The sequence below is a fragment of the Tabrizicola piscis genome, assembly GCF_003940805.1.
In the GTDB taxonomy this organism is placed as follows: domain Bacteria; phylum Pseudomonadota; class Alphaproteobacteria; order Rhodobacterales; family Rhodobacteraceae; genus Tabrizicola; species Tabrizicola piscis.
Window position 1 is genome coordinate 3,894,551 of the sequence record NZ_CP034328.1, and the last position, 19,992, is coordinate 3,914,542.

The 19,992-nt window shown below is 65.4% G+C and carries 20 protein-coding genes; 18 read left to right on the forward strand and 2 right to left on the reverse strand.

The features are described 5' to 3' along the window. The first annotated feature begins 112 nt into the window (after nucleotides 1–112). From EI545_RS18905 to tspO, 3 genes are read left to right on the forward strand one after another with little or no spacing between them, the layout of a single operon-like run. Nucleotides 113–1,684 carry a phytoene desaturase gene (locus tag EI545_RS18905; protein ID WP_125326917.1) on the forward strand — a complete coding sequence of 524 codons (1,572 nt, stop codon included), beginning with the start codon at nucleotides 113–115 and terminating at the stop codon, nucleotides 1,682–1,684. Further along, nucleotides 1,681–2,700 carry a 15-cis-phytoene synthase gene (crtB, locus tag EI545_RS18910; RefSeq protein ID WP_125326918.1) on the forward strand — a complete coding sequence of 340 codons (1,020 nt, stop codon included), beginning with the start codon at nucleotides 1,681–1,683 and terminating at the stop codon, nucleotides 2,698–2,700. Before EI545_RS18905 ends, crtB begins: the two co-directional genes overlap by 4 nt. Nucleotides 2,701–2,755: 55 nt before the next feature. Beyond that, nucleotides 2,756–3,232 carry a tryptophan-rich sensory protein TspO gene (gene tspO / locus EI545_RS18915; RefSeq protein ID WP_125326919.1) on the forward strand — a complete coding sequence of 159 codons (477 nt, stop codon included), beginning with the start codon at nucleotides 2,756–2,758 and terminating at the stop codon, nucleotides 3,230–3,232. Nucleotides 3,233–3,306: 74 nt separating this feature from the next. On the opposite strand, the gene crtC is transcribed toward tspO, so the two are convergent. Then, nucleotides 3,307–4,149 (reverse strand): carotenoid 1,2-hydratase, encoded by an 843-nt coding sequence (gene crtC, locus EI545_RS18920; RefSeq protein ID WP_125326920.1) that lies wholly within the window; start codon nucleotides 4,147–4,149, stop codon nucleotides 3,307–3,309. Further along, entirely contained in the window at nucleotides 4,146–5,726 is a 1,581-nt protein-coding gene (gene crtD / locus EI545_RS18925) for a 1-hydroxycarotenoid 3,4-desaturase CrtD (RefSeq protein ID WP_125326921.1), read from the reverse strand. Before crtD ends, crtC begins: the two co-directional genes overlap by 4 nt. A 154-nt stretch (nucleotides 5,727–5,880) precedes the next feature. Between crtD and EI545_RS18930 the strand changes: the two genes are divergently transcribed. The 15 genes from EI545_RS18930 (at nucleotide 5,881) to EI545_RS19000 (ending at nucleotide 19,898) form a co-directional block, all read left to right on the forward strand. Then, the gene (locus tag EI545_RS18930; RefSeq protein ID WP_125326922.1) at nucleotides 5,881–6,783 is read left to right on the forward strand and encodes a polyprenyl synthetase family protein; all 903 of its coding nucleotides are present in this window, start codon (nucleotides 5,881–5,883) and stop codon (nucleotides 6,781–6,783) included. Beyond that, nucleotides 6,780–7,922, forward strand: coding sequence for a methyltransferase (locus tag EI545_RS18935; RefSeq protein WP_125326923.1), 1,143 nt, complete (start codon nucleotides 6,780–6,782; stop codon nucleotides 7,920–7,922). Before EI545_RS18930 ends, EI545_RS18935 begins: the two co-directional genes overlap by 4 nt. Before the next feature lie 89 nt (nucleotides 7,923–8,011). Continuing rightward, complete coding sequence (bchC, locus tag EI545_RS18940) at nucleotides 8,012–8,956, forward strand: chlorophyll synthesis pathway protein BchC (protein WP_125326924.1); 945 nt, start codon at nucleotides 8,012–8,014, stop codon at nucleotides 8,954–8,956. Next, on the forward strand, nucleotides 8,953–9,954 hold the full coding sequence (locus EI545_RS18945; protein ID WP_125326925.1) for a chlorophyllide a reductase iron protein subunit X: 1,002 nt from the start codon (nucleotides 8,953–8,955) through the stop codon (nucleotides 9,952–9,954). Before bchC ends, EI545_RS18945 begins: the two co-directional genes overlap by 4 nt. 84 nt (nucleotides 9,955–10,038) lie before the next feature. Further along, nucleotides 10,039–11,559, forward strand: coding sequence for a chlorophyllide a reductase subunit Y (gene bchY, locus EI545_RS18950; RefSeq protein WP_125327721.1), 1,521 nt, complete (start codon nucleotides 10,039–10,041; stop codon nucleotides 11,557–11,559). Beyond that, complete coding sequence (bchZ, locus tag EI545_RS18955; protein WP_125326926.1) at nucleotides 11,559–13,046, forward strand: chlorophyllide a reductase subunit Z; 1,488 nt, start codon at nucleotides 11,559–11,561, stop codon at nucleotides 13,044–13,046. The genes bchY and bchZ overlap by 1 nt, the downstream gene beginning before the upstream one ends. Beyond that, nucleotides 13,043–13,279 (forward strand): cytochrome PufQ, encoded by a 237-nt coding sequence (gene pufQ, locus EI545_RS18960; RefSeq protein WP_125326927.1) that lies wholly within the window; start codon nucleotides 13,043–13,045, stop codon nucleotides 13,277–13,279. The genes bchZ and pufQ overlap by 4 nt, the downstream gene beginning before the upstream one ends. Nucleotides 13,280–13,502: 223 nt before the next feature. Continuing rightward, complete coding sequence (gene pufB, locus EI545_RS18965; protein ID WP_125326928.1) at nucleotides 13,503–13,652, forward strand: light-harvesting antenna LH1, beta subunit; 150 nt, start codon at nucleotides 13,503–13,505, stop codon at nucleotides 13,650–13,652. A 12-nt stretch (nucleotides 13,653–13,664) separates the two neighbouring features. Beyond that, nucleotides 13,665–13,850 carry a light-harvesting antenna LH1, alpha subunit gene (gene pufA, locus EI545_RS18970; protein WP_125326929.1) on the forward strand — a complete coding sequence of 62 codons (186 nt, stop codon included), beginning with the start codon at nucleotides 13,665–13,667 and terminating at the stop codon, nucleotides 13,848–13,850. A 129-nt stretch (nucleotides 13,851–13,979) separates the two neighbouring features. Beyond that, nucleotides 13,980–14,828 (forward strand): photosynthetic reaction center subunit L, encoded by an 849-nt coding sequence (gene pufL, locus EI545_RS18975; protein WP_125326930.1) that lies wholly within the window; start codon nucleotides 13,980–13,982, stop codon nucleotides 14,826–14,828. Beyond that, a complete protein-coding gene (gene pufM / locus EI545_RS18980; RefSeq protein WP_125326931.1) occupies nucleotides 14,821–15,744 on the forward strand; it encodes a photosynthetic reaction center subunit M in 924 nt (307 codons plus the stop codon). The genes pufL and pufM overlap by 8 nt, the downstream gene beginning before the upstream one ends. A 10-nt stretch (nucleotides 15,745–15,754) precedes the next feature. Beyond that, nucleotides 15,755–15,988 (forward strand): RC-LH1 core complex protein PufX, encoded by a 234-nt coding sequence (gene pufX / locus EI545_RS18985; RefSeq protein WP_125326932.1) that lies wholly within the window; start codon nucleotides 15,755–15,757, stop codon nucleotides 15,986–15,988. 170 nt (nucleotides 15,989–16,158) lie between these two features. After that, nucleotides 16,159–18,093, forward strand: coding sequence for a 1-deoxy-D-xylulose-5-phosphate synthase (gene dxs / locus EI545_RS18990; RefSeq protein WP_125326933.1), 1,935 nt, complete (start codon nucleotides 16,159–16,161; stop codon nucleotides 18,091–18,093). Nucleotides 18,094–18,151: 58 nt separating this feature from the next. Further along, nucleotides 18,152–19,129 (forward strand): hypothetical protein, encoded by a 978-nt coding sequence (locus tag EI545_RS18995; RefSeq protein ID WP_125326934.1) that lies wholly within the window; start codon nucleotides 18,152–18,154, stop codon nucleotides 19,127–19,129. A gap of 115 nt (nucleotides 19,130–19,244) precedes the next feature. Beyond that, the gene (locus tag EI545_RS19000; RefSeq protein WP_125326935.1) at nucleotides 19,245–19,898 is read left to right on the forward strand and encodes a protein-L-isoaspartate O-methyltransferase family protein; all 654 of its coding nucleotides are present in this window, start codon (nucleotides 19,245–19,247) and stop codon (nucleotides 19,896–19,898) included. The last annotated feature ends 94 nt before the right edge of the window (nucleotides 19,899–19,992 follow it).

Genomic DNA, 19,992 nt, shown 5'->3' on the forward strand with positions numbered 1-19,992 from the left:
AGTGTAACGTTATACTTACACTCTACCGCAAAATACCCCTACGGGAAGGGGCTGTTTTGCCGCATGATCTGCACAGTTGTAAATCTGGCTAGACACTCTATCATCCTTTCCCATGACCACAGCGCATCCCATCAGACCCCGCCCCGACACCCCCTCCGGCCAAGGTGAGGCGCTGGTGATCGGCGCCGGGCTTGGCGGGCTTGCCACCGCCATGCGACTGGGCGCCAAGGGCTGGCGGGTCACCGTGGTCGACCGGCTGGACCGCCCCGGCGGCCGTGGGTCCTCCATCACCAAGGACGGGTACCGCTTCGATCTTGGCCCGACGATCGTCACCGTGCCGCAGATCCTGCGCGACCTCTGGGCCACCTGCGGCCGCGATTTCCATAAGGACGTGGATCTGCGCCCGATGGACCCGTTTTACGAGATCCGGTTCGACGACGGCGAACGCTTCACCATGCGGACCGGCGCCGCCGCGATGGAGGCTGAGGTTGCCCGCGTGTCGCCCACCGACTTGCCCGGCTACCAGCGCTTCCTGACCGATGCGAAGGCCCGCTACAGCTTTGGCTTCGAAGATCTGGGTCGCCGCCCGATGCACAAGCTGATGGACCTGATCAAGGTCCTGCCCAAGTTCGTCTGGTACCGCGCCGACAAATCCGTTCATTCCCACGCCGCAGCCCGGGTCAAGGACCCGCACCTGCGCTTTGCGCTGTCGTTCCACCCGCTGTTCATCGGGGGCGATCCGTTCCGCGTCACCAGCATGTATTCGCTGGTCAGCCATCTGGAGGCATCCTTTGGCGTCCACTACGCCATGGGCGGGGTGCAGGCGATTGCCGATGCCATGGTCGCCGTGATCGAAGGGCAGGGCGGTCGCGTCCTTCTGGGGCAAGAGGTGGATGAAATCACCGTCACCAATGGCCGCGCCTCGGGGGCCACACTGAAAGACGGGCGCAGGCTGGACGCCGAAGTGGTCGTCTCGAACGCCGATCCGGGCTTTACCTACGGCCAGCTGCTGCGCAACCATGCAAAGCGCCGCTGGACCGACAAGCGCATGGCCCGCGCCCGCTGGTCGATGGGGCTGTTCGTCTGGTATTTCGGCACCAAGGGCACGCGTGACATGTGGCCCGATGCCGGCCACCACACCATCGTCGTCGGCCCCCGCTACAAGGACCACATCCGCGACATTTTCCGCGCAGGGCGGCTTGCCAAGGACATGAGCCTTTATGTCCACCGCCCCACGGTGACAGACCCCTCTGCCGCCCCGGCGGGCGATGACACCTTCTACGTCCTCAGCCCGGTCCCCCACTTGGGCCACAATGCCGCCGACTGGGCGACTGAGACTGAGACCTACCGCAACCGCATGGCCGACGTGCTGGAAAAGCGCCTGATCCCCGGCTTCCGCGACAAGATCAGCGCTGAGGTCACCTTCACCCCCGAAACCTTCCGCGACCGCTATCTGTCGCCCTTCGGCGCGGGCTTTTCGCTGGAACCCCGCATCCTGCAATCGGCCTACTTCCGGCCCCATAACGTGTCCGAGGAAGTGCCGGGCCTTTACCTTTGCGGTGCGGGCACCCACCCCGGCGCGGGTGTCCCCGGCGTGATCGGCACGGCCGAAGTCACTGCAGGGCTGATCCCGGCGCCAAGCGTGCGGGTTGCCGACCTGCCCCTGCCCATGGCCGCCGAATGACCAAAAGCAACATCGCCCCAGCCGATCTGGATGCCTGCCGCGCCGCCATTCGGACGGGGTCGCTGTCGTTCCACGCCGCCTCGCGCCTGCTGCCGGCCCGTGTCCGGGATCCGGCCTTGGCGCTTTACGCCTTCTGTCGCCTTGCCGACGATGCCGTGGATGAAGGCCATGACAAGACCGCCGCCGTCCTGCGGCTGCGGGATCGTCTGGACCGTGTCTATGCTGGCCGGCCGGTGAACTCGCCCGCCGACCGCGCCTTTGCGGCTGTGGTGGAAGACTTCCAGATGCCCCGCGCGCTGCCTGACGCTTTGCTTGAAGGCATGGCATGGGATGCGGTCGGCCGCCGCTATGATGACCTGTCCGGCGTCCTTGCCTATTCCGCCCGTGTCGCGGCTGCCGTGGGGGCGATGATGTGCGTCCTGATGCGGGTGCGCGACAGTGACGCGCTTGCCCGGGCCTGCGATCTTGGCCTTGCGATGCAACTGACCAACATCGCCCGCGATGTGGGCGAAGACGCGCGGGCAGGCCGCCTGTACCTGCCGGTTGACTGGCTGACCGCCGCCGGGGTCGATCCTGAGGATTGGCTTGCCAACCCCGCCGCAACCCCAGCCATCCGCCTTGCCACAGCGCGACTGCTGACCGAAGCCGACCGCCTTTACGCAAGGTCCGAGGCTGGCGTCTCGGCCCTGCCGCTTGGCTGCCGCCCCGGCATCATCGCCGCCCGGATGATCTATGCCGGGATCGGCAGCGCCGTGCGCCGCCAGAACCATGACAGCATCACGGCCCGCGCCCGGACTGGACGTGCCCGAAAGCTTGGCTGGCTTGGGCTTGCCACGCTCAAGGCCGGCACCACGGCCATCCTGCCGCGCCCGCCCGTCCTGCATGCCCCGCCGGTGGAGGAGGTTGCCTTCCTTGTGCGCGCGGCCGCCCAGCAATCGCCCTCGAAAGGCAGAAGTGACGCCCTTCTCAGCGTTCTGGCCCAGCTTGAGGCCCGCGACCGGGGTCTTTCCGCCTAAGCGGTTGTGACACGGGCCGATCCGGCCTATCTCCCTTGGAAAAGGGGTGCCGCGCATGGATTACGGGTTGTTCTTCGTCTACCTCACCGCCTGCGGTGCCGCTGCGGCGACCGGGGCGCTGTTTCCCACCGGGCCTTGGTATGTGGCGCTGAAAAAGCCCAGCTGGACGCCGCCGAACTGGGTGTTCCCGGTGGCGTGGATGTCCCTCTACCTGCTGATGTCCGCCGCTGCCGCCCGTGCCGCGACGTTTGAGGGGGCGAGCCTTGGGCTGGCGCTGTGGTCGGTGCAGATTGCCTTCAACACCCTGTGGACCCCGGTGTTCTTCGGGCTGAAGCGGATGCGGGCGGCCTTGGTGCCGATGGCGGGGCTGTGGCTGTCGGTGACGGCGACTTGTGTCGTGTTCTTCACGATCGACTTTTGGGCCGGGTTGATGTTCGTGCCCTATGTGATCTGGGTCAGCATCGCCGGGGCGCTTAACTTCGAGATGGTCCGCCTGAACCCGGTTGAGGCGCGGGGGCCGGTGGGGGGCTGAGGCGGGTGTCCCGGGCGGGGACACCCTCTCAAGCGCCATAAATCAAGGCCTTAAGGGGTGACCTTCATCCTTCGTTAATCCTTGAAGTCCCATCCCGGCCGGCGAGGCACGCGCATGGCGATCATGGGTTTAAGCCAGGGTTGGCGGTAGCGCACGAGGTCCAGCGCCTCATGCACGCCGGTTGTCACTTCGCCGTCGATCTTCGTTTCCACCAGCGACCGCGAATAGAACGGCGCGTCCAGAAGGCTCATCTTCTGGGACGGGTGAAACCCCGGGTCGGCCCGCGTGTTGCGCCGGACTGCCCAGAGGCTGCGCCGAAACGGGCTGACGGGTGGTAACGCGATCTCTTGCACCGTCCCGTCGCGCAGGACCTCGACCCCAAGGGCCAGGGATGACCCGTCGCTGCGGGTGGCGTCGTAGAAGCAGACGGTGCGGTCCTTTAGCGGAAAACGGCCCCAGGTCCAGAACCGGAAATCCGCCTCCAGCGCCGCCGTCCCAAAATTCGCGTCCCAGTAGCCGTGGCCTTCCCAGGAGTGGCCTTGGCTTAGGTCTACCTTGATCCGGGCGATGGGCGCGAAGGGGCGCCAGGTGTGGCTGGCGTCGGGCGTAAGCCGGGCCTCGACCCCGGTCAGGGCCGCGGGCGTCAGAGTGATGGTGCCCTGCACGCGGCTGACCAGCGGCAGAGAGGAAATCTCGTTCACCTCAACCACCAGTTCGCGCCCGGTCCAGTGCATCGACGATGGCCCGATCTGGAGCCGGTCGGGCGACTGGCGCAGGGCGGCGCGGCCACGATCCGTCATCGTGAAGCGACCGCCGGTGCCGTAGGTCGCGACGTTCAGGCAGACGTGGTTCTGCGGAGATTTCCGGCCCGACCAGCGGTACCAGGGCGAAAACACCGACCCGATGAAGCCGATCACCGAGACGGCGCGCGTGCCGTCGTCTGAGACCCCGTCAAGGTACCACCAGGCATAGCCGTCTGGGGCAACATGGACCGAGAAGTCAGGTCCCCCATTTTCAGGTCCGCCATGACCGCCGCCGCCGCGTGCTTGCCGGAGAGCGCCGCCATCGGCACCCCAGCCCCCGGATGCGCCCCGCCCCCCGCCAGATAGAGGCCCGGCAGCGCCGTCCGCGCCTGCGGTCGCGCGAAGGCGGCGAAGGTGCCCTCCGGGCTCCTGCCGTAGATCGACCCGTCCGATCCCGGAAAAAGCCGGTCCAGCATGGCGGGTGTGGTCAGCCCCGCCGGACCCGGCTCGGGCGTGAAGGTCAGGCCCATCTGGCGCAGGCGTTGAAAGGTTCGGGCGTGGCATCGGGCGAAATCCTCTGGGTGGTCGGGGCGGCCCGGGGGGGCGTTGATGATGATCTCGAACCGTTCGGGGCCGGTTGGAACGGCCCCCGCAGCGCGATCCTCGGCGCAGATGTAAAGCGTGGGGGCTAAGGGCATGTCACCCTTGGCAAGGGGGCCGAACTCGGCCTTCGGGTCAGACGAGAAGAATACATTGTGGTGGATGAGATCGGCGGCAAGTGGCCCTTCGACACGGGCGGCGAAAGACCAGACCCATGCCGACAGGCTGCGGGGGGTGGTGCTGCGCGCTGGAACGGCCGCCCCCAGCCCCTCGCCCAGATGCCCCGCAGCCAGTGCTGCAGGGTCACCGGCAAAGACGCAAGCCGCGCAGGGCAGGGTGATCCCGTCCTGCAGCTGCACCCCCGTGACCCGCCCGCCCTGACGCACGATCCGCCGGGCAGGTGTGGACAGGCGGAGGGTGACGCCCAGCCGTTTTGCAAGGTCCGCCAGCGCCAGCGCAAGGCGGTGCATCCCGCCCTCAACCGCCCAGACGCCAGCCGCCTCGGCCCGCCAGATCAGCGCAAGGACCCCGGGAGCATGGGTGGGCCTGCCGCCGACATAGGTGGCGTAGCGGGCGAAAAGCTGGACAAGGCGCGGGTCGCGGAACTGGCGGCGCAGAAGCCCCGCCAAGGACAGGCCGGGCAGAAGAGCGGGCCACAGCGCGGGGCGGGCAAGGGTGGCGCGGAGGATCGCGGCAAGCTGTGGCCCCGGAGCCTGCATCACTGGCGCGTCGAAGGCCTGGTGCAGGCCCTGCGCCAGCCGGTCAAAGCGGCGGAAGGCGGCGCCCTCGCGGTCGCCGGCGAAGGTGGCGATGGCGGCAGCGTCGATTGCGGGATCGCCGGTGAGATCAAGGCGGCTGCCACCCTCCCACCAGTGCCGGGCGAGAACGGTTTGCGGCAAGAGGGTCAGGTGATCCTCCAGCCGCTCACCGGCCAGCGCGAAGAGATCGTCGAACACTTGCCGCAGGGTCAGCACGGTGGGCCCGGCATCGACTGGCCCAGCGGGCGAGGGCAGAGTGCGCATCTTGCCACCGGGGGTGGCCGCCGCTTCGACAAGCGTGACGGCAGAGCCTGCGGCGGCAAGCCGGATCGCAGCCGCCAGACCGCCCATTCCGGCGCCGATGACGATGACGTTTGGTGAGTGGCTGTCCATTCGGGCAGTCTAGCCGAGGGCAGAGCGTTGTAAACCTTTGCGAACACCCGACTGTAAGTTTTAGTTTACATCATGCCGCGCTGGTGCAAGACTTGGGCCATGGTGCCGTGTTTGGCCCGCTGGCCCACGGTTCCGGCCCTGTTCGAGGTGCACGATGCAGCTATCTGTCCGAATCGAGGCGGCAGTCACCGAAGCCATTCAGCTGGCCAGCGGCGGCTTTGCGGGGTCTGAGCGGGTGCCGCAGCGGCTGGCGGCCGCGCTGGACCATGCCACGATGTCGGGCGGTGCCCGGATCCGGCCCACGATCCTGCTGTCGGTGGCGAAGGCCTGCGGCGATGACCGTCCGGCCCTGTCAGATGCGGCGGCGGCGGCGCTGGAGCTGATCCATTGCGCGAGCCTTGTGCATGACGACCTGCCCGCGTTCGACAATGCCGATACCCGGCGGGGCCGCCCATCCGTCCACCGCGCGCATGGTGAGCCTTTGGCGATTCTGGCGGGTGACAGTCTGATTGTCCTTGGGTTCGAAGTGCTGGCGCGGGCGGCGGGGGATCAACCCTTGCGCGCGTTGCGTCTGGTGCAGGCTTTGGCGCAGCGCACCGGGATGCCGGGCGGTATCTGCGCCGGGCAGGGTTGGGAATCCGAAGCTCAGGTCAATCTGTCGGCCTATCATCAGGCCAAGACGGGGGCCTTGTTCATTGCCGCCACCCAGATGGGGGCCATCGCGGCGGGGCAGGAGCCGGAGCAGTGGGAAGAGCTTGGCGCGCGGATCGGTGAGGCGTTTCAGGTGGCCGATGACCTGAAGGACGCGCTTTTGACGGCGGATGAGATTGGCAAGCCCGCCGGGCAGGATGCCGCGCTTGGCCGCCCGAATGCCGTGCATCTGATGGGGGTTTCGGGCGCGGTGCGGCATTTGAAGGATATTCTGGGGGGGGCGATAGCCTCGATCCCGTCCTGCCCGGGTGAGGCGCAGCTGGCCGGCATGGTCCGGGCCTATGCCGAGCGGATGACCCCGGTCGATCTTGGGGCGCAGCGGGCGCGGGCGACGGGCGCGAAATGACCGAGACGGGCCTTGGCTCTGGGGTTCCGCGTTCGGTCGCGGGGCCGGGCTGGGCTGCGAAACTGGCGCTGCAACCCTGGTTCCACCGCTTTTGTTCCCGCGTTCCGGGCCTGCGCGGCATTGCGCGGGCCGAGGGTGAGGCGCTGTTCGAGGTTGTGTCGGGGTTTGTCCGCAGCCAGTGCCTGCTGGCGCTGGTGGAGTTGCGGGTGTTGCACCGGCTGGCTGAGGCGCCGGAAACCACGGCGCGGCTTGCGGCGCTGAGCGCGGTTCCGGTCGATCGGATGGCCGTGCTTTGCCAAGCCGGGGCGGCGCTGAAGCTGATGCGCCGGAAGGGTGACATTTGGCGGCTGACCCCGCGCGGGGCGGCGTTCCTGACCGTGCCGGGGCTTGAGGCGATGGTGCGCCATCACCCGGTGCTTTACCGCGATCTTGCGGATCCCGCAGCATTTTTCCGCGGCAAGACCGACCCGGAGCTGGCCGGGTTCTGGCCCTATGTCTTTGGCGCGGGCGGGGCGGCTGATCCCGACCTTGCCGCGCGCTATTCGGATCTGATGGCCGACAGCCAAGGATTGGTGGCCGAAGATACGCTGCGGCTCGTGGATTTCCGGGGCATCACGCATCTGATGGATGTGGGCGGCGGCACCGGGGCCTTTCTGGCGGCGGTCGGGAAAGCCCATCCCCAGCTGACGCGCACCCTGTTTGATCTGCCCGCCGTTGTGGCTGGGGCGCGGGCGCGGCTTGGGGCTGATGTCACGATCATCCCGGGCAGCTTTCGCGACGATGACCTGCCGCTTGGGGCCGATGCGATCAGCCTGATCCGGGTGCTTTACGACCATGCCGATGCCACGGTGACCGCACTTCTGGCCAATGTCCGGCAGGCGCTACCCCCGGGGGGGCGGCTGATCATCTCGGAGCCGATGTCTGGCGGGGCGCGGCCTGATCCGGCGACGGATGTGTACTTTACAGTTTACACCCTTGCGATGCAGACGGGCCGCACCCGATCAGAGGCCGAAATCGCCGGACTGCTGCAAAAGGCGGGCTTTGATGCGATTACCCCGGCAAAAAGCCTGCGGCCCTTCGTGACGACGGCCCTTTCTGCCATGACCCCTGCAGAATCCCTCTCGAAACTGTCTAATTAAATTGACAGTCACGATTGTAAGGCTAAACTTACAACAAGGGCGCCGATGAACCGAAGGGTTCGGGTGCTGTGCCCAGGGGGATCGAAACAGTGCAGACGACGGCAGTAATCCTGCAAGGCGCACGGGAACTGGGGTTGGAGTCCCTTGGACTGGTTGCGCCCGGGTCGGAAGACCTGGTTGTCGAGGTTCGGCACTCGGGCATCTCCACCGGGACGGAAAAACTGTTCTGGTCCGGCACGATGCCACCCTTTCCCGGCATGGGGTATCCGTTGGTTCCCGGCTATGAAGCCGCGGGCGAAGTAGTTGAAGCGGGTGCCGATACGGGGTTCCGGGTTGGCGAAACAGTGTTCGTGCCCGGTGCCAACTGCTTTACCGGCAACGTGAAGGGCCTGTTCGGCGGTGCTTCGCGGCATCTGGTCACCAAAGCCTCGCGGGTTGCGCGGATTGATGGGGGCATGGGGGCCGAGGGCGCGCTCTTGGCGCTTGCCGCGACGGCCCGTCATGCGCTGGCCGGGTTCAACACCGCTTTGCCGGATCTGATCGTGGGCCACGGCACGCTGGGCCGACTGCTGGCCCGGCTGACCCTGGCTGCTGGTGCGCCTGCGCCGACGGTCTGGGAAACCAATCCCGACCGCCGCGATGGCGCTGTCGGCTATCAAGTCATCGCGCCGGAAGACGACCCGCGCCGCAACTATCGGGCCATCTATGATGCAAGCGGGGCCAAGGGCCTGCTGGATCAGCTGGTGATGCGCCTGCAAAAGGGTGGCGAGATTGTTCTGGCCGGGTTCTACACTGAACCCGTCGCCTTCGCCTTCCCGCCCGCCTTCATGAAAGAGGCGCGCATCCGCATCGCTGCGGAATGGGCCGCTGAAGACCTGACAGCCACCCGGTCGCTGATCGAAAGCGGCGCGCTGTCACTGTCCAACCTGATTACGCACCGCCGCCCGGCCGCCGAGGCGCGGGAGGCTTACGAAACGGCCTTCACCGATGCGGGCTGCCTGAAAATGATTCTCGACTGGAAGGGCCACGCATGAACGACGTTCCGAACCTGAAGACCTTCGACGCCCGTCTGCGCGAAGAGGCCCATGAAGAGCCAACGCTGGAAATCCCGCAGGATCCGCCGTCGAAGAAAACCCAGATCATCGCGATCTATGGCAAGGGCGGGATCGGGAAATCCTTCACGCTGGCCAACCTTTCCCACATGATGGCCGAGATGGGCAAGCGCGTGCTCCTCATCGGCTGTGACCCGAAATCTGACACGACCTCGCTGCTGTTCGGTGGCAAGGCTTGCCCCACGATCATCGAAACCTCGACCCGCAAGAAGCTTGCCGGGGAGGAGGTGAAGATCGGCGATGTCTGCTTCAAGCGCGGCGGCGTCTTCGCGATGGAGCTTGGCGGGCCGGAAGTTGGCCGGGGCTGCGGCGGGCGCGGGATCATCCATGGCTTTGAGCTTCTGGAAAAGCTTGGGTTTCATGACTGGGACTTCGACTATGTGCTGCTCGACTTCCTGGGCGACGTCGTCTGCGGCGGGTTCGGTCTGCCGATCGCCCGCGACATGGCGCAGAAGGTGATCCTGGTTGCCTCGAACGACCTGCAGTCGCTGTATGTGGCCAACAACGTCTGCTCGGCGGTGGAATACTTCCGCAAACTGGGTGGCAATGTCGGCATCGCGGGGCTTGTGATCAACAAGGATGACGGCACGGGCGAGGCTGCGGCCTTCGCCGAGGTTGTCGGCATCCCGGTACTGGCCGCGATCCCGCAGGATGACGACCTGCGGAAGAAATCGGCGAATTATCAGATCGTTGGCAGCTACGAGTCGCAGTGGGGCCCGATGTTTGAACAGCTTGGCATCGCCGTGGCCGAAGCGCCGCCGGTCAAGCCGAAGCCGCTGACGCAGGACGGTCTGCTGAGCCTGTTCAGTGCCGAGGCGACGGGGGCCGATTTCGTCCTGACCCCGGCAACGGACGCGGACATGCGTGGCAAGAACGCCCTCGTGAAGCCCTCGCTGGAAGTGGTGTATGACAATGTGTGATCTGGACGCCCTTGCCGCCCTTGAAGCCGCGCTGAAGGCTTTGGAAGCCCGGAAGGCCGGCAAATGACCGAAGGCCTTCGCCATATCGTCGCGGCCCCGGGGGGCGACAGCCTGCCCGCCGCGCCGACGGATGGCATGGGATGTCATGCCGGGGCGACCAAGATGGAAGCGGCTGCGCGGGCGGCGGGGAACTCTGAACTCCTCGACGGATTTGCGAAGGATTACCCGCAAGGCCCGCATGACAAACCACAATCCATGTGCCCGGCCTTTGGCTCGCTGCGTGTCGGCCTGCGGATGCGGCGGGTGGCGACGGTTCTTTCGGGATCGGCCTGCTGCGTCTATGGCCTGACCTTCGTTTCGCATTTTTACGGGGCCCGCCGGTCTGTGGGTTATGTGCCCTTCAACTCGGAAAGCCTGGTGACCGGCAAGCTGTTCGAGGACATTCGCGACGCCGTGCATGAGCTGGCCGACCCGGACCGCTATGATGCGGTGGTGGTGACGAACCTTTGCGTGCCAACGGCTTCTGGCGTGCCGTTGAAGTTGCTGCCAAGCGAGATCAACGGCGTGCGCATCGTCGGGATCGACGTGCCGGGGTTCGGTGTGCCGACCCATGCCGAGGCCAAGGACGTGCTGGCCGGTGCGATGCTGAAATACGCCCGCGCCGAGATTGAGGCTGGCCCGGTCCAGGCGCCCGAGCGTGGGCGGTCAGACCGTCCCGCCGTGGCCCTGCTGGGCGAGATGTTCCCCGCCGACCCGATGATGATCGGCGCGATGCTGGCCCCCATGGGTCTGGCGGCCGGTCCAGTGGTTCCCTGCCGTGAGTGGCGGGAGCTTTATGCGGCGCTGGATTGCGGTGTCGTCGCGGCGATCCACCCGTTCTACACCGCCTCCATCCGCGAGTTTCAGGCGGCTGGGCGTGCGGTGGTGGGCAGTGCCCCCGTTGGGTATGACGGCACGATGGGCTGGTTGAAGGCCATCGGCGAAGCCTATGGGATTGATGCGGAAAAGGTGGCTGCAGCGCAGAACGCCTTTGGCCCGGCGATCAAGGCGGCACTGGCGGCGACGCCGATCAAGGGCCGGATCACGCTGAGCGGGTATGAGGGGTCAGAACTTCTGGTCGCACGCCTGCTGATCGAAAGCGGCGCGGATGTGCCTTATGTGGGCACCGCCTGTGCGCGCAACGAATGGTCGGCGGCGGATCGTGACTGGCTGGAGGCCAAGGGCGTCGCAATCAAGTTCCGCGCGAGCCTTGAGGATGATCTTGCGGCGATGGAGGGCTTCAAGCCTGACCTTGCCATCGGGACAACGCCGCTGGTGCAGAAGGCAAAAGCCCTAGCTATTCCATCGCTTTACTTCACGAACCTCATCTCTGCCCGGCCCCTGATGGGGCCTGCGGGCGCGGGGTCGCTGGCGCAGGTGGTGAATGCCGCCATCGCGGGCAAGACCCGGATGGAAGGGATGAAGGAGTTCTTTGAGGGCGTCGGCACTGGCGATACGGCGGGCATCTGGGAAGGCGCGCCGAACCTGCGGCCAGATTATCGCGCGCTGCATCAGAAGAAGCTCGACAAGGCCGCGAAAGCCGCCAAGGCCGAGGAGATGATCTGATGCTGATCCAGGATCATGACCGGGCAGGCGGCTACTGGGGGGCGATCTATGCCTTCTGTGCCGTGAAGGGCCTGCAGGTTGTCATCGACGGGCCAGTGGGTTGTGAAAACCTGCCAGTGACCAGCGTGTTGCACTACACCGATGCGCTGCCGCCGCATGAACTGCCGATTGTCGTGACGGGGCTTGGCGAGGATGAGATGACCTCGGGCACCGAAGCGTCGATGGCGCGGGCCTGGAAGACTTTGGACCCAGCCCTTCCCGCCGTCGTCGTGACCGGGTCGATTGCCGAGATGATCGGTGGCGGGGTCACCCCGCAGGGCACCAACATCCAGCGGTTTCTGCCGCGCACGATTGACGAAGACCAGTGGCAGTGTGCGGACCGCGCGATGACCTGGATCTTCACCGAATTCGGGATGACCAAAGGCCGGATGCCGCCGGAAAAGCCGCGTGAGCCGCAGGACAAGCCGCGCGTCAATATTCTGGGGCCGATGTACGGCACCTTCAACATGGCGTCCGACCTGCATGAGATCCGCCGTCTGGTCGAAGGGATCGGGGCCGAGATCAACATGGTGATGCCGCTTGGCGCCCATTTGGCTGAGATGCGGAATCTGGTGAATGCAGATGCCAACGTGGTGATGTACCGCGAGTTTGGCCGGGGTCTGGCCGAATGTCTGGGCAAGCCGTATCTGCAAGCGCCGATTGGCCTTGAATCGACGACCAAGTTCCTGCGCCAGTTGGGCGAGATGCTGGGTCTGGACCCGGAGCCGTTCATCGCCAAGGAAAAACATTCGACGCTGAAGCCCCTGTGGGACCTGTGGCGTTCGGTGACGCAGGATTTCTTCGCGACCGCCAGCTTCGCCATTGTCGCGAATGAGACCTATACCCGCGGTATCCGCAACTATCTGGAAACCGACCTTGGCCTGCCTTGTGCACTGGCTGTCGCTCGGGTGGCCGGGACCAAGACGAACAACGAAGCCGTGCGCGCGGGTTTGCGCCAGCATCGGCCGCTGATCGTCATGGGGTCGATCAACGAAAAGATGTATCTGGCGGAACTGAAGGGCGGGCATGGCCCCGCGCCCAGTTTCATTCCGGCAAGTTTCCCTGGTGCTGCGATCCGCCGCGCCACGGGCACGCCTTTCATGGGCTACGCCGGCGCGGTCTATCTTTTGCAAGAGGTCTGCAACGGCCTCTTTGACGCGCTGTTCCACATCCTGCCCTTGGGCACCGAGATGGACAGCACGGCGGCAACCCCGACCACGCTGCGCCGCGACTTCCCCTGGGATGTCGATGCGCAGGCCGAGCTGGACCGGATCGTGTCCGAGCACCCCATCCTGACGCGGATTTCCGCGGCCCGGACCCTGCGCGATGCGGCGGAGAAATCCGCGCTCGACCAAGGGGCCGAACGGGTGGTCTTCGAATTCGTCGCCGCCCTGAGCCCCACGCGCAGCGCAGCGGCCCAAAAGACAAACAAGGGAGAGGTCCAATGAGTGATCACACTGCAGGCGGACACGATGACAGCCATGGCGCCAGCCACGGCCACCGCACGCCGCGGGCCGAATTCTATGTCTACTTTTCGCTGATCTTCATGGTGGCGATCCCGGTGGCAGCAATCGCCTGGGCCATCGCCCTGGTCCGCGACCGCCATCTGCCGGTGCATGGCCCCCTGGCCCGCGCCTGGCGGGAAGCCGGGGCGATCACCCCGGCGATCTTCCGGCCGTAAGGCCGCCGAATTCCGCTTTCCGCCCCTTCGGGCGCGGGGAGTGCACTCTGCCGGACCCGGTACCCGGCAGCTCGATCCTCCGGTGGCATGTGCGCCCACGACCATCGGAATTGCCATTCACCGCAGCCTTTCGGGGGTGCGGAGAAACTCGGGAAGGCATGACGCCAACCCGTGAACCCAGCCGCAGGGTATGCGGCGTCAGTCAACCCCTTCGGAGGATAACATGGCTGATAAATCCGACCTGAGTTTCACAGGTCTTACCGACGAGCAGGCGCAAGAGTTGCACTCCGTCTACATGAGCGGGCTTATGCTTTTCACGGCCGTGGCCGTGATCGCTCATCTGGCGGTGTACATCTGGCGTCCGTGGCTTTGAGGAGATAGAAAAATGTCCAAGTTCTACAAAATCTGGCTGATCTTCGATCCCCGCAGAGTCTTCGTTGCACAGGGCGTCTTCCTGTTCCTGCTGGCAGCAATGATCCACCTCGTTCTGCTTTCCACACCCGGCTACAACTGGCTTGAAGAAGCCGGTGCCCGTGCGTTGGCGGAACAAGGTGTTGTTGCGACCCAGTAGGCCCATGGCCATCGTTGTGGGCGGCGGACTGACCGCCGCCGCCCGCGACACCTAAAGGGACAGTCACATTCCGGCTGGCAGCGCGTCTCGCGCCCGATGCAAGCCCCCGGACTTAGCGGAGAAAGAAGCATGGCACTGCTCAGCTTCGAACGAAAATACCGCGTGCCGGGTGGCACGCTGGTCGGAGGGAACCTGTTCGACTTCTGGGTGGGTCCCTTTTACGTCGGCTTCTTTGGCGTAACGACCTTCTTCTTTGCCGCCCTCGGTACGATCCTGATCTTTTACGGGACGGCGCTTGAGGGGGTCTGGAACCCCTGGCTGATCTCGATCGATCCGCCGGCCGTGGAATACGGGCTGTCTTTTGCGCCGTTGCGCGAAGGCGGTCTTTGGCAGCTGGTCACGATCTGCGCCATCGGCGCATTCGTCAGCTGGATGATGCGAGAGGTGGAAATCTGCCGCAAGCTGGGGATGGGATACCATGTGCCCTTCGCGTTCGGGGTGGCGATCTTCGCCTACATCACCCTGACCGTGATCCGGCCGATGCTGATGGGGGCCTGGGGCTATGCCTTCCCTTATGGCATCTGGACCCACCTCGATTGGGTGTCAAACACCGGCTACCAATATGGCAACTTCCACTACAACCCGGCGCATATGATCGCGGTGAGCTTCTTTTTCACCAACGCTCTGGCGCTTGCCTTGCATGGCGCGCTGATCCTGTCGGCAGCCAACCCTGAAAAGGGCAAGGAAATGCGGACGCCGGACCATGAAGACACTTTCTTCCGCGACTTCATCGGCTACTCGGTCGGGACCCTTGGCATTCACCGCCTTGGCCTGCTCTTGGCGCTGAACGCGGGCTTCTGGAGCGCGGTCTGTATCGTGATCTCTGGCACGGTCTGGTTCGACCAGTGGGTCGTCTGGTGGGATTGGTGGCTGCAGCTGCCGTGGTGGGCCGACATTCCGGGAGGCGTAAATGGCTGAGTATCAGAACATCTTTACCCAGGTGCAGGTTCGCGGCGCCCCTGAAATGGGGTTGGTCGAGGGCGTGGATCTGGCAAACCGGACCCGGGGCGCCACCTTCTCGACGCTGGCGGGCTGGTTCGGAAACGCCCAGCTTGGCCCGGTCTACCTTGGCACCATGGGCACGATCTCGCTCTTTGCCGGGGCGGTGTGGTTCTTCATGGTCGGGGCCTGGTTCTGGGATCAGGCCGGCTACAACCCGGCCGTCTTCCTGCGTGACCTGTTCTGGCTGTCGCTGGACCCGCCATCGCCGGAATATGGCCTGCGCTTCCCGCCGATGGCGGAAGGTGGGTACTTCCTGATCGCTTCGTTCTTCCTTCTGGTCAGCGTGCTGGCCTGGTGGGTGCGCAGCTATCTTCGGGCGCAAGCCCTTGGCATGGGCAAGCATGTGTGCTGGGCCTTTGCATCGGCCATCTGGCTGTTCCTGGTTCTGGGCCTCTTCCGTCCCATCCTGATGGGATCGTGGAGCGAGGCGGTGCCCTACGGCATCTTCACGCACCTCGACTGGACCAACAACTTCAGCCTGACCTACGGCAACCTGTTCTATAACCCCTTCCACGCGCTGAGCATCGCCTTCCTCTACGGATCGGCCCTGCTGTTTGCGATGCATGGGGCGACGATCCTGGCCGTCAGCCGCTTTGGTGGCGACCGGGAACTTGAGCAGATCGCCGACCGGGGCACTGCCTCGGAACGTGCCGCTTTGTTCTGGCGCTGGACCATGGGGTTCAACGCCACGATGGAGGGGATTCACCGCTGGGCCTGGTGGTTCGCGATCCTGGTGACGCTGACTGGCGGCATTGGTATCCTGTTGACCGGCACTGTTGTGGACAACTGGTATGTCTGGGCACAGGAACACGGCTACGCGCCGCTGAACTGAGGGAAAAGCGATGTCTGATAAACTCTACTTCCACGAGCCGAACCATATCATCCACCTGCGGGTCTGGGCCCTTGGGCAGATGGTCTGGGGGGCGTTCCTTGCAGGACTGTTCCTGCTGGCGATCGCGATCTTTGCCGGCGTGCTTTACGGGATCAGCCTGTTCCTGCCGGAAGACAGCAAGACCGCGCCTGACCCGAACACCTGGAGCAATCTTGTCCAGGTCGAAGTGACGGCCAAGGTCTGACACGACACGTCGGGGGGCGGGGTGCTGCCCTCCGACTTTCCATCCGGGCAAATGCCAGCCCGGTTCCGGGGCGCGACCATGAGCCCGGTTCCCTTCCTGTTGGCGACAGGGACCTGGTGCCGTGTGGGTCACCTCCGCACGGCACTTTTTTCGTTTAGCAGGAGGCGACGATGACCCCCGACAGCCGCACCCCCACCCTTGACCGCGTGGCTTGCCCCGCCGATCTGAAACGCCTGAACGATGCCGAGTTGACGCTTCTGGCCGATGAGTTGCGGCACGAGACGATCGAGACGGTCAGCCGTACCGGCGGGCATCTGGGGTCCTCCCTCGGGGTTGTCGAACTGACGGTGGCGATCCATTCCGTCTTCACCACGCCGTTTGACAAGCTGATCTGGGACGTGGGGCACCAGTGCTATCCGCACAAGATCCTGACCGGGCGGCGCGAGCAGATGGGGACCTTGCGGCAGAAGGGGGGCCTCAGCGGTTTCACCAAACGGTCCGAAAGCGACTACGACGCCTTTGGCGCGGCGCATAGCTCTACCTCGATCTCGGCGGCCTTGGGCTTTGCCATGGGGCGGCAGATGGGGATGCCGGTGGGGGATACGATTGCCGTCATCGGCGACGGGGCGATCACGGCGGGCATGGCCTATGAGGCGATGAACCATGCCGGGCACCTGAAGGAGCGGCTGTTTGTCATCCTGAATGATAATGACATGTCGATTGCCCCTCCGGTGGGCGCGATGTCGGCCTATCTGAACGGAATTGCGGAAAAAGGCCCGCTGGCTGTGCTGCGCGCGGCTGCCGAGGGGATTGAGGCGGCGCTTCCCGGCCCGGTGCGCGATGGCGCGCGGCGGGCGCGGGCGCTGGTGACCGGCATGCCCGGCGGCGGCACGCTGTTCGAGCAGTTCGGCTTTGAATACATCGGCCCGATTGACGGCCATGACATGGGCCAGCTTCTGGCAACGCTGCGGGCGGCCAAGGCGCGGGCCTCGGGGCCGGTGCTCATTCACTGTGTCACGGTCAAGGGCAAGGGCTATGCCCCCGCCGAAGGGGCGGATGACAAGTATCACGGTGTGGCAAAGTTCGACGTGGCGACGGGCGCGCAGGTGAAGTCAAAGTCGAATGCGCCCAGCTATACTCAGGTGTTCGGGGATCGGTTGACGGCGATGGCCGCGCGCGACCCGAAGATCGTGGCGATCACTGCCGCGATGCCGGGTGGCACGGGGCTGGACGTGATGGCCCGCCGGTTCCCGGCGCGGGTGTTTGACGTAGGCATTGCCGAACAGCATGGCGTGACCTTTGCCGCGGGCCTTGCCGCATCGGGGATGCGACCGTTCTGCGCGATCTATTCCAGCTTCCTGCAGCGCGGCTATGACCAGATCGTGCATGATGTGGCCTTGCAGAACCTGCCGGTCCGCTTTGCCATCGACCGGGCGGGGCTGGTGGGGCAGGACGGGGCAACGCATGCCGGGGCCTTCGACATCGGGTTCTTGGCCAGCCTGCCAAACATGACCGTGATGGCTGCCGGGGATGAGGCGGAGCTTGTCCACATGATGGCCACTGCCGCCGCGCATGACCAAGGGCCAATCGCGTTCCGCTATCCGCGTGGGGAAGGCGTGGGGGTCGAGATCCCGGCCGAAGGGCAGGTGCTGGAGATTGGCAAGGGCCGCGTCGTCCGCGAGGGCGAGGCGCTGGCGATCCTGTCGTTCGGCGCGCATCTGTCCGAAGCGCTGCTGGCGGCTGACCTTCTGGCCGAGGAGGGGATCATGGTCACCGTGGCCGATGCCCGCTTTGCCAAGCCGCTGGACACCGCGCTGATCGACCGGCTGATCGCCGACCATGGCGCGCTGGTCACGCTGGAACAGGGGGCTGTCGGCGGGTTTGGCGCGCAGGTGCTGCAGTATCTGGCCGGGTCGGGCGGGCTTGACCGCGGGCGGCTGATCCGCACGATGACCCTGCCGGACAAGTTCATCGATCAGGCCAGCCCGGCGCAAATGTATGCCGAGGCGGGGCTGACGGCTGCCGACATTGCCGCCACCCTGCGTGGCCTTGCGGCAAAGCTGGAGCATCGGCCCCTACCGCTGGCGCGTCCGCGGCTGATCTGACGCTTGATTTTCCACGGTACTGCCGTCAGGTTGCCCTTGGGTGACTTGGGATATTGGTATGTGGGATTTCAGCGTTTTCAAGGCTTTGGGGCTGATGGCGCGGACTGCGCCTTTCGTGATCTTTCGCGCGGTCGTCTATTTCGGGATCACCGCGGCCCTCATCATCGTGACCGGCACGGGCGCTGGTGTCGGCTACGGGGTGGGGCTGTTTGGCGACGCCGATTTCCAGACCACCAGCACGTTCTGGGGTGGGGCTGTGGGCTTTGGCCTGACGGTCGGGGTGATCTCCTTTTTCCGCGATTACCTGCTTTATCTTGTGAAGGCCGGCCACATCGCCGTGATGGTGGAACTGCTGGACGGCAGGCCCGTGCCGGGCGGGCAGGGCCAGATCGCCTATGCCAAGGCCGTGGTGACCGAACGCTTTGGCCAGACCTCGGCCCTGTTTGCGCTGGATCAGTTGATCAAGGGGGTGATCAACGTGATCACCGGCCTGCTGGAAGGGTTGATGTCGATCCTGCCCATTCCGGGGCTGGACCGGGTCATGGGGGCGTTCCGGGCCTATCTGCGGCTTGCCGTCGGGCTGGTCGATGAGGTGATCCTGGGCCACGCGATCCGCACCCGGTCGGAAAACGCGTGGGAGGCGGCGCATGACGGTCTGGTGCTTTATGCGCAGAACGCGCGGCCGATGCTGGTCAACGCGGCCTGGCTGACGTTGATCAGCTGGCTTTTGGCAGCGGTGGTCTTTCTGGTGATGCTGGCCCCCGCAGCGGCGGTGGTCTGGCTGTTGCCGGGGGAAAGCAGCGCGGGAATGTTCGTCTTTGCCATCGTCTTCGCATGGGCCGTCAAGGCCGCGCTGATCGAGCCTTTTGCCCTTGCCTGCATGCTGCAGGTCTTCTTCAAGGTGACGGAAGGGCAGGTGCCGAATGCCGAATGGCGCGGGCGGTTGACGCAAGCGTCGGACAAGTTCCGCAAGCTGGGCGAAAAGGCCGTGGGGTGGCGCCCCGGCCCCGCCGCCGACCCCGCTGACGAGGTTTGAGGCAACCACCCGCCCAACTGCAGCCAAATCCATGCATTTGGCTTGATCGCCCGTTGCGACGGTTTCGGTTCTGTGGCAAGACAATCAAAGAGCCAAGCAGACCGATGAGTTCAGAATGAGTGACTTTGCCAGCCGCCGCGTGATGATGGTGGACACGCAAGTCCGCCCCTCCGACGTCACCAAGTTCCCGATCATCGATGCGATGCTGTCGGTCCCGCGTGAGCTTTACGTTCCCAGTGACCGGCGTGAGGCGGCTTATGTCGGCGAAAATCTGGACATTGGTCCCGGGCGTGTCGTGCTTGAGGCGCGGACGCTGGCCAAGCTGCTGGACGCGCTGGACATTCAACCGGATGAACTGGTTCTGGATCTGGGCTGCGGACTTGGCTATTCGGCCGCCGTCATCGCGCGGCTGGCGGATACCGTCGTTGCGGTCGAGGAAGATGCGACACAGGCGGCGGATGCACAGCGCCTGCTGTCGGAAGAAGGCGTGGACAACGCGCTTGTGATTGCCGGGCCGCTGGTCAACGGCGCGGCAAAACATGCACCCTATGACGTGATGACCGTGCAAGGTGGGGTGGAAACCATTCCGCAACCGCTGCTGGACCAGCTGAAGGACGGCGGTCGCGTGGGCGCCGTGTTCATGGACGGGGTTCTTGGCACCGCGATGGTTGGGTTCAAGGCCGATGGCCACATCAGCTGGCGCCCGGTCTTCAACGCGACGGCCCCGGTGCTTGACGGCTTTCGCAAGGCGCGCGGCTTTACCCTTTAGGGGCAGCGCACCCTGTCCGACCCGGGCCTGTGACCCGTCCGGACCTCTGGTGAATGGAACGCCCGTGCTGTGCGCGCGGGTCTTGGAAAGGCAG

Bases quoted from the DNA above. Each gene is read 5' to 3' on its own strand.
- EI545_RS19000 (WP_125326935.1), top strand. From the start codon at position 19,245: ATGAGTGACTTTGCCAGCCGCCGCGTGATGATGGTGGACACGCAAGTC.
- pufB (WP_125326928.1), top strand. From the start codon at position 13,503: ATGGCTGATAAATCCGACCTGAGTTTCACAGGTCTTACCGACGAGCAG.
- pufL (WP_125326930.1), top strand. From the start codon at position 13,980: ATGGCACTGCTCAGCTTCGAACGAAAATACCGCGTGCCGGGTGGCACG.
- tspO (WP_125326919.1), top strand. From the start codon at position 2,756: ATGGATTACGGGTTGTTCTTCGTCTACCTCACCGCCTGCGGTGCCGCT.
- bchZ (WP_125326926.1), top strand. From the start codon at position 11,559: ATGCTGATCCAGGATCATGACCGGGCAGGCGGCTACTGGGGGGCGATC.
- EI545_RS18935 (WP_125326923.1), top strand. From the start codon at position 6,780: ATGACCGAGACGGGCCTTGGCTCTGGGGTTCCGCGTTCGGTCGCGGGG.
- EI545_RS18995 (WP_125326934.1), top strand. From the start codon at position 18,152: ATGTGGGATTTCAGCGTTTTCAAGGCTTTGGGGCTGATGGCGCGGACT.
- EI545_RS18930 (WP_125326922.1), top strand. From the start codon at position 5,881: ATGCAGCTATCTGTCCGAATCGAGGCGGCAGTCACCGAAGCCATTCAG.
- pufA (WP_125326929.1), top strand. From the start codon at position 13,665: ATGTCCAAGTTCTACAAAATCTGGCTGATCTTCGATCCCCGCAGAGTC.
- EI545_RS18905 (WP_125326917.1), top strand. From the start codon at position 113: ATGACCACAGCGCATCCCATCAGACCCCGCCCCGACACCCCCTCCGGC.
- dxs (WP_125326933.1), top strand. From the start codon at position 16,159: ATGACCCCCGACAGCCGCACCCCCACCCTTGACCGCGTGGCTTGCCCC.
- crtD (WP_125326921.1), bottom strand. From the start codon at position 5,726: ATGGACAGCCACTCACCAAACGTCATCGTCATCGGCGCCGGAATGGGC.
- EI545_RS18945 (WP_125326925.1), top strand. From the start codon at position 8,953: ATGAACGACGTTCCGAACCTGAAGACCTTCGACGCCCGTCTGCGCGAA.
- pufX (WP_125326932.1), top strand. From the start codon at position 15,755: ATGTCTGATAAACTCTACTTCCACGAGCCGAACCATATCATCCACCTG.
- crtB (WP_125326918.1), top strand. From the start codon at position 1,681: ATGACCAAAAGCAACATCGCCCCAGCCGATCTGGATGCCTGCCGCGCC.
- pufQ (WP_125326927.1), top strand. From the start codon at position 13,043: ATGAGTGATCACACTGCAGGCGGACACGATGACAGCCATGGCGCCAGC.
- pufM (WP_125326931.1), top strand. From the start codon at position 14,821: ATGGCTGAGTATCAGAACATCTTTACCCAGGTGCAGGTTCGCGGCGCC.